This window comes from Methylopila musalis, from assembly GCF_042679725.1.
Lineage (GTDB): Bacteria > Pseudomonadota > Alphaproteobacteria > Rhizobiales > Methylopilaceae > Methylopila > Methylopila musalis.
The window spans coordinates 1-12,121 of sequence record NZ_JBHTMX010000085.1; the positions used below are offsets into that span (position 1 = coordinate 1).

Annotated in this window: 10 protein-coding genes and 1 pseudogene; 8 read left to right on the top strand and 3 right to left on the bottom strand. The window is 73.3% G+C overall.

Features of this window, described 5'->3' with window-relative positions; all coding sequences use genetic code 11:
• The 6 genes from ACFQ4O_RS10420 to ACFQ4O_RS10445 all read left to right on the top strand — a co-directional run.
• Window positions 1-560: penicillin-binding transpeptidase domain-containing protein (locus ACFQ4O_RS10420; protein ID WP_378775628.1), on the top strand; the 560-nt coding region annotated here is incomplete at its 5' end.
• Window positions 557-874: an XdhC family protein gene (locus tag ACFQ4O_RS10425; RefSeq protein WP_378775629.1), complete on the top strand. Its 318-nt coding sequence runs from the start codon at window positions 557-559 to the stop codon at window positions 872-874. The genes ACFQ4O_RS10420 and ACFQ4O_RS10425, both read left to right, overlap by 4 nt.
• 6 nt (window positions 875-880) lie before the next feature.
• Complete coding sequence (locus ACFQ4O_RS10430) at window positions 881-1,552, top strand: XdhC family protein (protein ID WP_378775630.1); 672 nt, start codon at window positions 881-883, stop codon at window positions 1,550-1,552.
• Entirely contained in the window at window positions 1,549-3,156 is a 1,608-nt protein-coding gene (locus ACFQ4O_RS10435; protein ID WP_378775631.1) for an NTP transferase domain-containing protein, read from the top strand. Before ACFQ4O_RS10430 ends, ACFQ4O_RS10435 begins: the two co-directional genes overlap by 4 nt.
• 111 nt (window positions 3,157-3,267) lie before the next feature.
• The gene (gene gor / locus ACFQ4O_RS10440; RefSeq protein WP_378775632.1) at window positions 3,268-4,626 is read left to right on the top strand and encodes a glutathione-disulfide reductase; all 1,359 of its coding nucleotides are present in this window, start codon (window positions 3,268-3,270) and stop codon (window positions 4,624-4,626) included.
• Between the two features lie 4 nt (window positions 4,627-4,630).
• Window positions 4,631-6,091, top strand: a complete 1,461-nt coding sequence (locus ACFQ4O_RS10445; RefSeq protein ID WP_378775633.1) for an MFS transporter — start codon at window positions 4,631-4,633, stop codon at window positions 6,089-6,091.
• Window positions 6,092-6,104: 13 nt separating this feature from the next.
• Here ACFQ4O_RS10445 and ACFQ4O_RS10450 read toward each other — a convergent pair whose 3' ends face one another.
• Entirely contained in the window at window positions 6,105-7,106 is a 1,002-nt protein-coding gene (locus ACFQ4O_RS10450; protein ID WP_378775634.1) for an alpha/beta hydrolase, read from the bottom strand.
• Between the two features lie 205 nt (window positions 7,107-7,311).
• Here ACFQ4O_RS10450 and ACFQ4O_RS10455 point away from each other — a divergent pair, with 205 nt between their 5' ends.
• Window positions 7,312-8,589, top strand: a complete 1,278-nt coding sequence (locus ACFQ4O_RS10455; RefSeq protein ID WP_378775635.1) for an exo-alpha-sialidase — start codon at window positions 7,312-7,314, stop codon at window positions 8,587-8,589.
• 97 nt (window positions 8,590-8,686) lie between these two features.
• Here ACFQ4O_RS10455 and ACFQ4O_RS10460 read toward each other — a convergent pair whose 3' ends face one another.
• Window positions 8,687-9,100 carry a MucR family transcriptional regulator gene (locus tag ACFQ4O_RS10460; RefSeq protein ID WP_378775636.1) on the bottom strand — a complete coding sequence of 138 codons (414 nt, stop codon included), beginning with the start codon at window positions 9,098-9,100 and terminating at the stop codon, window positions 8,687-8,689.
• A 367-nt stretch (window positions 9,101-9,467) separates the two neighbouring features.
• Here ACFQ4O_RS10460 and ACFQ4O_RS10465 point away from each other — a divergent pair, with 367 nt between their 5' ends.
• On the top strand, window positions 9,468-11,645 hold the full coding sequence (locus ACFQ4O_RS10465; protein ID WP_378775637.1) for a S9 family peptidase: 2,178 nt from the start codon (window positions 9,468-9,470) through the stop codon (window positions 11,643-11,645).
• 10 nt (window positions 11,646-11,655) lie between these two features.
• Here the strand turns inward: ACFQ4O_RS10465 and ACFQ4O_RS10470 are convergent.
• Window positions 11,656-12,121, bottom strand: a pseudogene (locus tag ACFQ4O_RS10470) (hypothetical protein); the annotation flags it as partial.

Consider the following 12,121-nt stretch of genomic DNA (forward strand, 5'->3'; position numbering starts at 1 on the left):
CGCTGCGCCGCGACCCCCAGCGCGATGCGCCGACCGGCGAGCCGCAGCCCGCGCCTGTCACCGCCTCGCTGCGCGCCGCCGCCCGCACGCCCACCCCCTGGCTCTACGAGGAGCTCGCCCGCCGCATCGGCCCGGACGCCTTCCCCAAGGCCCTGAACGCGCTGCGCTACGGCGCGGCGGACCTGTCCGTGACGCCGGTCGATCGCATGTGGCTCGGCGAGACCGAAGGCGGCCTGCGCCTCAGCCCGGTGGAGCAGGTGGATTTCCTCGCCCGGCTGAAGCGGGGCGAACTGCCCACCAGCGCGGAGTCCCAGGCCCGCGCGCTCGACATTCTTCCCGCAGACAAGACGCCCGAGGGCGAGATCACGGTGAAGGGCGGCGAATGCGGCCCGGCCGAGGGGCCGAAGGTCGCCTGGGCCGTGGGCTGGGTCGAGCGGCAGGGGCGCTCCACCTTGTTCGCCGCCGCCGAGACCGATCCGGACGCGACCTTCGCCGACGTGTCCGCCCGGACCCGGACGCTGCTGCGCGCCCTCTCCCTTCTGCCGCCGGAAAAGCCGTGAGCGCGCCCGATCCGCTGATCGTGGCGGAGGCCTGGGTCCGGGAGGGCCGGGGCGTCGCGCTCGCGACCGTGGTGGAGACCTGGGGCTCCGCGCCGCGCCCCGCCGGCAGCGCGCTCGCCATCGACCAGGACGGCCGGTTCGAGGGCTCCGTCTCCGGCGGCTGCGTCGAGGGCGCGGTGGTGGCGGAGGCTGCTGAGGTGATCGCCAGTGGCCGTCCGCGCCTGCTGGAGTTCGGCGTGGCGGACGAGACCGCTTGGCGCGTCGGCCTGTCCTGCGGCGGACGCATCCGCGTCTTCGTCGAGAAGGTGGGCTGAGGCGCCATGGAGATCGCGCTGCTTGGCGAGCTGAACGCCGCCCGCGCCGCCCGCCGTCCGGCGACGGTCGTGACCCGGCTCGACGACGGCGCCCAGCGCCTCGTGCTCGATCCTGCCGGCGATCCGCTGGAGGCGGAGATCGCGGCCGCGCAGCGCGCCGGCCGCAGCCGTGTGGCCGGCGACTGGTTCCTCGCGGTCCACGCGCCGAGCCCGCGTCTGGTGGTGATCGGCGCGGTCCACATCGCGCAGGCGCTCGCGCCCATGGCGGCTGCGGTCGGGCTCGACGTCACGGTGGTCGATCCCCGCTCCGCCTTCGCCGCGCCGGAGCGGTTTCCGGGCGTGGCGCTGCGGGCGGAATGGCCGGACACGGCGCTGCCGGCGCTCGGGCTCGACCCCTTCACCGCCGTCGCGGCGGTGACGCACGATCCCAAGATCGACGATCCGGCGCTCAAAGCGGCGCTGGAGCGCGGCTGCTTCTATGTGGGCGCGCTCGGCTCCCGCAAGACCCACGCCGCGCGCCGGGAGCGGCTGCGGGCGGCGGGCGTCGCCGACGCCGCGCTCGACCGGGTGCGCTCCCCCATCGGCCTCGCCATCGGCGCGGCGAGCCCCGAGGAGATCGCCGTGGCGACGCTCGCCGAGATCATCGCCGCGCTCAGAACCCCGGAGCGGACGCCATGAGATTCGGAACGGTTCCGCTCGACGCGGCGCGCGGCGCGGTCGCCGCCCATGCGGTGCGCGCCGAGGGTTTCCTGCTCAAGAAAGGCGCGGTCGTCACCGCGCACGATGTGGCCGAGCTTCGGACGCGGGGCGTCTCCGAGCTGGTGGTGGCGCAGCTCGAGCCCGACGACGTGCCCGAGGATGAGGCCGCGCGCCGCATCGCCGCGGCGCTGACCGGGTCCGGCCTTCGCGCCGAAGCTCCGTTCACGGGGCGGGTCAACGTCTACGCCGAGCGCGCCGGGCTGCTGCTGGTGAACGCCGCCGGCGTCGACGCGCTGAACCTGATCGACGAGGACGTGACGCTGGCGACGCTCGCCCAGCACGCGCCGGTCGCGGACGGCGCGATGGTCGCGACCGTGAAGATCATTCCCTTCGCCCTGTCCGAACAGGTGGTGGCGAAGGCGGAGGCCGCCGCCCGCGCCGCCGCGCCCGTCATCCGGCTCGCGCCCTTCGCGGCGCTGAAGGTGGGCGTGGTCTCCACCCTGCTGCCCGGCCTTTCCCCTAAGGTGGTCGACAAGACCATCGCCACGCTGGAGCGGCGCCTCGCGCCCGCCGGCGCCCGCATCGTCGGCGAAGCGCGGGTCGAGCATGACGCGCAGGCGTTGACCGGCGCGCTGGCGCGGCTGTCGCTCGTCGCGCCGGACCTCGTCATCATTTTCGGCGCCTCCGCCGTCACGGACCGGCGCGACGTGGCCCCCACCGCGATCGAGGCGCTCGGCGGCGTGGTGGAGCGGCTCGGCATGCCGGTCGATCCCGGCAACCTGCTGCTGCTCGGCCGCTTCGGCGACGTGCCGGTGATCGGCGCTCCGGGCTGCGCGCGCTCGCCGAAGGAGAACGGCTTCGACTGGGTGCTGAACCGGCTGCTGGCGGGCCTGCCCATGACCGGGCGGGAGCTGGCCGGCATGGGGGTCGGCGGCCTGCTGATGGAGATCGCCGCCCGTCCCCAGCCGCGCGAGACGCGCGTCGAGGGCAAGACGCGGGTCGCGGGGGTCGTGCTCGCCGCCGGGCGCTCCAGCCGCATGGGCGGGCCGAACAAGCTGCTGGAGGTGGTGGACGGCCGCCCCATGGTGCGCCACGCGGTGGAGGCTGCGCTGGCCGCCGATCTCGACGAGGTTGTGGTCGTCGTCGGTCACCAGCGCGAGCGGGTCGTCGCTGCGCTGGAGGGGCTGCCCGCGCGCTTCGTCGTCAACCCGGATTTCGCGGACGGCCTCTCCACCTCGCTCCGCGCCGGGCTGTCGGCGCTTGCGTCCGGAACCGACGGGGCGCTGGTGGCGCTCGGCGACATGCCCCGCGTCGGGCCCGATCTGATCCGGCGGCTGGTGGCGGCGTTCGATCCGGCGGCGGGCGCCCATGTGGCGTTGCCGACCCATCACGGCGTCCGCGGCAATCCCGTGCTCTGGGGCCGGCGGTTCTTTCCCGAGCTGATGTCGGTCACTGGCGACGTGGGCGGCCGGGCGCTTCTCGGCCTCAACGCCCAGTGGGCGCGGGAGGTGGAGGTGGAGGACGCCGGCCCCGTGACCGACGTGGACACGCCCGAAGCCCTGCGCGCCCTGCGCGGCGGCTGAGCCTTCGCAGCCGGACCGCTTGTCCCGGCGCGCGCGCCGCCCATCTTGCGGGTCCTGTCTCCGCCGCCTAAGCCGTGGCCGGCGACATGCGCGAACGTGAAGGAGCCGGCCGTGGCGGAGTACGACGTCGACCTGTTTGTCATCGGGGCGGGCTCCGGCGGCGTGCGCGCGGCCCGGATCGCCGCCGGCTACGGCGCCCGCGTCGCGATCGCGGAGGACTTCCGCGTCGGCGGCACCTGCGTCATCCGCGGCTGCGTGCCGAAGAAGCTCTATGTCTACGCCAGCCGGTTCGCCGACGAATTCGAGGACGCGAAGGGTTTTGGCTGGACCGTGTCGGAGCCGGCCTTCTCCTGGGAGGCGCTGGTCGCCGCCAAGGAGAGCGAGATCGAGCGGCTGTCGCAGATTTACGCCGCCAATCTCGACAGGGCCGGCGTGACGCTGCACCGCCAGCGCGCCACCATCGCCGGCCCGAACGCCGTGCGCCTCGCCGACGGGACCGATATCACGGCCGGAACCATCCTGATCGCGACCGGCGGCGCGCCGGTGGGCGGCGACATCCCGGGCGCGGAGCTTGCGATCTCGTCGAACGAGGCCTTCGACCTCGCCCGCTTCCCGGCGTCCATCGTGATCGCGGGCGGCGGCTACATCGCGCTCGAGTTCGCGAGCATCTTCGCCGGGCTCGGGTCCAGGGTGACGCTGATCCACCGCGGCGAGAAGGTGCTGCGCGGCTTCGACGAGGACGTGCGGGACGAGGTGGCCGAGGGCCTGCGGAAGCGCGGCGTCGATTTGGTCCTGTCCGACGAGATCGCCGAGATCGCGCCGGCGGGCGAGGGGCGCCGCGTCGTCACCAAGTCCGGCCGCGCGATCGAGGCCGATCAGGTGATGCTCGCCATCGGCCGCCGCCCGGCGACCTCCGGCCTAGGGCTCGAGAGCACCAACGTCATGACCAGTCACACCGGGGCCATCCTGGTGGACGTGAACAACCGCACCAACGTGGCCTCGATCTACGCGGTCGGCGACGTGACCGACCGGGTGAACCTGACGCCGGTCGCCATCCGCGAGGGCCACGCCTTCGCCGACACGGTGTTCGGCGGCAAACCCACGGTGGTGGGCTACGACGCCATCCCGACCGCGGTGTTCGTGACGCCGGAGGTGGGCGTGGTGGGCCTGACCGAGGCGCAGGCGCGGGAGAAGGGCGAGGTCGACATCTACAAGACCCGCTTCCGGGCCATGAAGGCGACGCTCTCGGGCCGGGACGAGAAGGTGCTGATGAAGATCGTGGTGGACGCCGCCACCGATAAGGTGCTCGGCGTGCATGTGGTCGGCGAGGCGGCGGCGGAGATGATCCAGCTCGCGGCCGTCGCGGTGCGCCTCGGCGCGACCAAGGCCGACTTCGACCAGACGGTCGCGCTGCACCCGTCCGCGGCGGAGGAGCTGGTGACGCTCCGCACCAAGTGGACGCCCTCGTGAGCGCGTGTTGACGCACGAACGGGCGGCGGCGCCCGCAACGGTGGACGACGCCACCCGCCGCCGCATCATCGCGGGCGTGCTGACGGCCATGCTGCTGGCGGCGCTCGACCAGACCATCGTCGCGCCCGCCATGAGCACCATCGGCGCGGCGCTGGGCGGGGCGGAGTTCCTGCCCTGGATCATCTCCGCCTATCTCATCACCGGCACGGCGGTGGTGCCGCTCTACGGCAAGCTCGCGGACGCCTATGGCCGCCGCCCCATCATCTTCCTCGCGGTCGGCGTGTTCGTGGCGGGCTCGGTGGTCTGCGCGCTCGCGCCGAGCATGGGCGCGCTCATCCTCGGCCGCGCCATCCAGGGCCTCGGCGGCGGCGGGCTGATCGCGCTCGCCCAGACGGTGATCGGCGATCTGGTGCCTCCCCGGCAGCGGGCGCGCTACACCGCCCACATCTCCGCGGTCTGGGCCACCTCCAGCGTGGCGGGGCCGGTGGTGGGCGGCGTGTTCGCCGAGCACATGCACTGGTCGCTGATCTTCTGGATCAACCTGCCGCTCGCCGCCGTCGCGGTGGCGATGACGGCCGGGCCGCTGCGGCTGCTGCCGTTCCAGCCCAAGCGCCGCCGGCTCGACGTCGTGGGCGCGGCGCTGGTGGTGGCGGCGACCTCGCTCGCCATGCTGGCGCTGTCCTTCGGGCGCATGAGCGGCGACTGGGACAGCCCGCGCGTGCTCGGGCTCGCGGGCGCGGGCCTCGTCGCGGCCGTCGGGTTCGGCGTCCGGCTCGCCACCTTCGCCGAGCCGCTGATCCCGCTCGGCGTGCTGAAGGACCGAGTGGTGGCCTGCGCCACCGGAGCGGTGTTCTTCGGCATGGCGGGCTTCGTGGGGCTCTCGACCCTGATCCCGGTCTATTTCGAGGCCATGAACGGCCTGCCGCCGGACCGCGCCGCGCTCGGGCTCATCACCATGGCGGCGGGCTCGGTGATCGGCGCCGGGCTCACCGGCAAGGCGATGCCGGTGCTCACCCGCTACCGCGCGCCGGCGCTCGTCGGGCTGGCGCTGTCGGCGCTGGCGCTGGTCGGCCTCGCGCTCACCGTGGAGATGCGCTCCGTCTGGCTGACGCAGGCGCTGCTGTTCGCCTACGGCCTCGGGCTCGGGCCGATCTTCCCGACCGCGACGGTCAGCACCCAGAACGCGGTCGGCCAAGCCGATCTCGGCGCCGCCACCGGCCTGCTCGCCTTCCTGCGCTCGCTCGGCGCGGCCTTCGGCGTGGCGATCCTCGGCGCGCTGGTGCTGGGGGAGGGCGGCGATCTGGAGACCCACGGCGCGCGCTTCGTGGCGGCGATCCCGCCGGAGGCCTTCGCGCTCGCCTTCTGGGCCACGCTCGCCGCCACGCTCGCGGCCTGGCTCTGCTTCGTCGCCATGCCTGAGCGGCCGCTGAGGGACACGTTCGAGCCCGCGCCGATCGACGGCTAACGCTTTCGGGCGTTCAGCGCGCCGGCGCTGTCTGGATGCCGAGCTTCGGCACGGTCGGCGTCGCGGGGCCAAGCGCGTCCTTGCGCGGCACGGCGGCGGAGCGCTCGGGCTCGTCGGGGGCGGAGGCCGGAACCGGCTTCGCCAGCCGCTTGCCGAGGAACTCCAGCATCGGCGGCAGCTGCGAGCCCCACAGCGCCCAGTCGTGGCCGCCGGCCGCGACGGAGTAGGTGACGGGGATGCGCGCCGCCGCCAGCGCCTTCTCGAACGCGGCGTTGCCCTGGGCGAGGATGCCGATGTCCCGGTCGCCCACGCTCATGTAGAGCGCCGGCGCGTCCGCGGCGTCGTCCGCCAGCATGCGCCACGGGCTCGCGGCGTTGAACGCCTTGGGGTCGAAGGTGGCGCCGAAGGCCCGGCCGAAGAAGGCGAGCTGGAAGGCGGGAAAGTCGGTCGCCGCCTTCACGTCCGGAAACAGCGCCCCGGACAGGCTTCCCGCGGCGACGAAGCGCTCCGGCTCCAGCAGCGCGAAGCGCAGCGCGCCGTAGCCGCCCATGGAGTAGCCCGCGACCGCGCGCCCCTCGCGCCGCGCCAGCGTGCGGTACCGGTCGTCCACGCCGTCCACCAGATCGTCGAGCAGCGCGGTCTCCCAGCGGCCGGTCTCGGCGTTGTCCACGTACCAGCCCTTCTTGGCGGAGGGCGTGACGATGATCGCGGGCGGCAGGTCGCCCTCGGCCGTGAGCCGGTCGGCCACGTCCTGCAGGTCGCCCGAATCGAAGAAGGACAGCTCATCGCCGCCGAAGCCGTGCAGCAGGTAGACCACCGGATAGCGCAGCCCGCTCTGCGCATAGCCGGCGGGCAGATAGACCGAATAGCGCACCGGCTGCCCGAGCGCGGCGCTCGGCATGGCGAGGCCGCGCTCGACGGTGGAGCCGCCGGACGCAGACGCCGCGGGCGTCGGGGTCTGGGCGGCCGCCGGCGCGGCGAGCGTCAGCAGCAGGGCGAACAGGCGCAGCGGCATGGCGCGGGATCCGTTGGTCCGTGGTCGTTCGCAGCGCAACATAAGGCGGAAGCGCGGCAGGAGAACCGCGACGGGCGCGGTTCCGTTCCCGCTTGCGCGCGGGGCGGGCGGCCCTGGTCTTGCAACGGCCACAACCGCCTGCCTCTCTTCACGCCGCCCATGGCGCGCCACGGCCGCCGCCCCGATCCCAAGGAGACGCCGCCGCATGAGCCTCATCGCTTCCCTCACCCGCCGGCGCGTCCGGACGCTCGTCGCCGTCGCGGCGCTGGCCGTCGCCGCCTCGCTTCCCGGCGCCGCCCGCGCCGCGAACGACGACGGCGTGCTGTTCCGCTCCACCGACGAGGCCTGTTTCCGCCTGCCCTCGGTCGTCGCCTACGAGGACGGCACGGTGGTGGCGGTCGCGGAACGACGGGCGGGTTACGAGGACCGCGTCGCCGCTCAGCGGAGCACGGCCCGGAAACGGGTGGCCCGGTGCGCCGACACCGGCGTCATCGATCTGGTCGGCCGCGTCTCCCGCGATCGCGGCCGCACGTGGAGCGAACCGAAGCTTGTGGTCGATCACCGGCAGTTCCTGCCGCCGGATTTCAAGCTGGCGATGGTGGGCAGTCCGATCCTCGCCAAGTTGCCGGGTCAACTGCTGATGATCTTCGCCGTCAACCGCACGGCCGGCGAGCAGAACGGCGGCAGATGCGCAAGGTTCGCGGCGCGCGACAGGGACCATTGCGGGGCGCAGGCCGAGCACGGTCTCTGGATCGTGCGCAGCGCGGATCAGGGCGTGACGTGGTCCCAACCGCAACCGATGACGTTCTCGGGCGACGTGGCGCGCATTCTCTCTCCAGTTCCGGGCATGGCGGTGGTGCTCGACAGCGGACGCATCGTCGCGCCGGCCTATCCCCATCTGCTGCTGTCGGACGACGGCGGACGCACCTGGCGGAAGGGCGCCACCACCCGGGGCGGCGACAGGGCCGTCGCCGGCAACGAGGTGGCGCTGGCGCCGCTCGGCGGAAACGACCTGTTCGCCACCCTGCGGCCGACCATCGCCAGCATCCGCGCCCGTGGCGACGAGGACGGCGCGGCGGACCCGTATCGCCTCGTGGCCATCAGCCGGGACGGCGGCGAAAGCTACGCCTCGATCCGGCCGGACGAGGCCCTGAGCTCGGCGCCGGCGCAGGCGGGCGCGGCGGCCGACGCCGGACGGCTGTTCGTCACGTATCCCCATTCGGACCGGCCGACCAAGGGGCGCGGCCACGTCAGCGATCGCAAGCGGCTGACGCTCGCCGTGAGTTCGGACAAGGGCGCGAGCTGGAGCGCCTGCCTGCTCGATCCGGGCGGGGCGGGCTACAGCGCGCTGTCGGCCATCGACGCCAAGGCGATCGCGCTGGTCTACGAGGGCGGCGCCGCGGACAACGACGATTACCGCGCCGCGGTGCGCTTCCGCGTCATCCCGACCGACAGGCCCGAGCAGGCCTGCGTGCGGCCGTGACACGCGGCTGAAACGGGAAACGCCCGCCGGATGAGGGCGGGCGTTTCGTGAACCGTCATGGGCCGCGCCGGCGGCGCGGCGAGCCGAGCGCGGTCGGTCAGCGCTTTCCGCGCTGCTGGCCGAGACCCATCTTCTTGGCGAGCTCGGAGCGGGCGGCGGCGTAGTTCGGCGCCACCATGGGATAGTCGGTCGGCAGACCCCACTTCTCCCGGTACTCTTCCGGCGACATGTCGTACTGGGTGCGCAGGTGGCGCTTCAGCGACTTGAACTTTTTGCCGTCCTCGAGGCACACGATGTAGTCCGGCGTCACGGACTTCTTCACCGGCACCGCCGGGCGGAGCGCCTCGGGCTCGGGCTCGGGCGCGCCGTTGGACACGCGGCTCAGCGCGAGATGCACCTCGCCGATCAGCGTCGGCAGATCGGCCGCCGCGACCGAGTTGTTGCTGACATAGGCCGACACGATGTCGGCGGCGAGTTCGATGTAATTCGCGGGGGTCGCGTCTTCGGTCATTATAAACTCGAAATCCATAAGCTGGGCGGAGGCCCGAACGCCACAAAAGCGTCGCAATCGCGCCGGTTCTTCTGCTCGGCCATGTCGGACGCCATGCTTAAACGGCTCCGACCGACTCCGCTCGGTGAACTTGCGAGCTAGATAAACAGTTCTCCGATCGGTGGCAAGTTCTTCCGAAACTGTTTTCAGCATTCGTCCACCTTCCGCATGTTGAGCGGAAACGTTACCTCGCAGGCGTGAGGTCTCGTGCGGGTTTGACGGCCTTGGGCGCCGGCCGCGCGAACGCCTTGCCGCGCCGGGGAGGGGTGGCTACCGTCCGCTCCCCGCGGGCGTGGCGCCCGCCGTTCCCGCGTTGCAAGGACCGCCCATGACCTCCGACGCCGCTCGTCCCCCGCTGCCCCGCGCCGAACGGCGCCCGAGCGCGCGGGAGGTCCACGGCGTGCGGCTGGAGGATCCGTTCGCGTGGCTGCGCGCCGACAACTGGCAGGAGGTGATGCGCCGGCCCGAGGCGCTGCCCGCCGACATCCGCGCCTATCTCGAGGCCGAGAACGCCCACGCCGCGGCGCTGTTCAAGCCGCTGGAGCCGCTGACCACCGCGCTGGTGGCGGAGATGCGCGGACGCATCAAGGAGGACGATTCGAGCGTGCCGACCCGCGACGGCCCGTTCGACTACGCCGTGCGCTACCGCGCCGGCGGCCAGCACCCGCTGGTGACGCGCCGCCCGACCGGCGGGAGCGACGCCGAAGAAACCGTCCTGCTCGACGGCGACGCGCTGGCGGAGGGCCGGGCCTTCTTCCAGCTCGGCTCGTGGGCGCCGTCGCCGGACCACAGGCTGCTGGCCTGGAGCGCGGACGAGGCGGGGTCGGAGTTCCTGACCATCCGGGTGCGCGATCTCGCGACCGGGGCCGACCTGCCCGACGTGACGCCGGACGCCACGGGCGCCGCGGTCTGGTCCGCCGACGGCTCGGGCTTCTGGTATGTGCGGCTCGACGAGCAGCATCGGGCGCTGGAGGTGTGGCGCCACCGGCTGGGGACGCCGGCCGCCGAGGACGAGCTGGTCTATCGCGAGGCGGAGGCCGGCTGGTTCGTGGGCGTGGAGGAGACCCGCTCGGGCGCCTTCTGCGTCGTCACCATCTCGGATCACGACACCAGCGAGGCCCGGCTGATCGACCGCGCCGACCTCGCCAACGCGCCCCGGCTGGTGGCGGCGCGGCAGGCGGGGCTGCGCTACGAGATCGACCACCATCCGTCGCTCGACGGCCGCTCGACCCTGATCTTGCGCACCAACGCCGGCGGTGCGGTGGACTTCAAGCTCGTGCGCCTGCCCGCCGACGCCGAGAACGCCGACATCGCAGCCGCGGACGAGATCATCCCCCACCGGCCCGGCGTTTATGTGCTCGACCACGCCGTCACCGCCCGGCATCTCACCCGGCTGGAGCGCGAGGACGGGCTGCCGCGCATCGTCGTCCGCCGGCTGGACGACGGCGAGGAGCACGCGATCGCCTTCCCGGAGGAGGCCTATTCGCTCGGGCTGATCGCCGGCCCGACCTTCGACACGGACCTGACCCGCTTCGTCTATTCCTCGCCCGCGACGCCCTCTGAGACCTGGGACTACGACATGGCGAGCCGGGACCGGACGCTGCGCAAGCGGCAGGAGATCCCCTCCGGCCACGATCCGGAGGCCTATGTGGTGCGCCGTCTTCAGGCGACCGCGCCCGACGGCGCGCAGGTGCCCGTCACGGTGATCCATAAAAGCGGCCTCGCCCTCGACGGGCGCGCGCCCTGCCTGCTCTACGGCTACGGCGCCTACGGCATCTCCATGCCGGCGAGCTTCTCGGGCGGGCGCCTGTCGCTGGTGGATCGGGGCGTCGTCTACGCCATCGCCCACATCCGCGGCGGGGCGGACAAGGGCTGGGGCTGGTATCTGGACGGCAAGCTCGCCAACAAGCCCAACACGTTCACGGATTTCATCGCCGCGGCCGAGCATCTTGCGGCCGAGGGCTTCACGGCGCCGGGCCGCATCGTCGCCCATGGCGGGTCGGCGGGCGGCATGCTGATGGGGGCGGTCGCCAATCTCAGGCCGGAGCTGTTCGCGGGCGTGCTGGCCGAGGTGCCGTTCGTGGACGTGCTGACCACCATGCTGGACGACACCCTGCCGCTGACGCCGCCGGAATGGCCCGAATGGGGCGACCCGATCCGCGACCCGGAGGCCTTCGCGCGCATCCGGAGCTACAGCCCGGTCGACAACGTGCGGCCCACGGACTACCCGGCCATTCTCGCGCTCGCAGGGCTCACCGATCCGCGCGTCACCTACTGGGAGCCGGCCAAGTGGATCGCGCGCTTGAGGGAGGCGACCACGTCCGGCCGCCCGATCGCGCTGCGCACCAACATGGACGCCGGCCATGGCGGCGCCTCCGGCCGGTTCGACCGGCTGGAGGAGGTGGCGCTGGCCTACGCCTTCGCCCTCGCGTCGGTCGGCCATCCCGACGCCGCGGCGGCCGAAGGCTTCGAGACGGCCAAAGGCTTCGAGGCGTCCGGGAGCTGACGGGGCCGGATCACCGGTCCCGCTTGTTCTCCAGCGCGGCGAGCGCCGCTTCGAAGTCGTCCTGGGGCGCCGGCTCCGGCGCGTCGGGGGCGGCGTCCGTGGCGTCCTCGTCGGCCGCCGGCGCGGCGTCGGCGGGCGCGCCGCGGGCGGCCTGGATCGTGGCCTGAAGCTCGTCCAGCGACGCGAAATGGCGCACGCCGTGCTCGCTCCGCGCCTCGATCGAGCCGTCGGTGAAGAAGCGGTAGAACACGCCGTTGTGCTCGCCCTCGCGCACCACCTCACGGCCGTCGGTCTCGTCCGCGGCGGGCGCCTCGGCTGCGTCTTCGGACACCAGCGCCGGCTCCGCCGGCTCGTCCGCGAGCGTCACCGGCTCGGGATCGTTCGCCGGCTCGCCCTCAGGCTTGGGCGTCGCGTCGGACGTCCCGGCGGAGACTGCGGCGGCGACGGCGGAGGCGGCGACCACGGGAGCGGCGGTC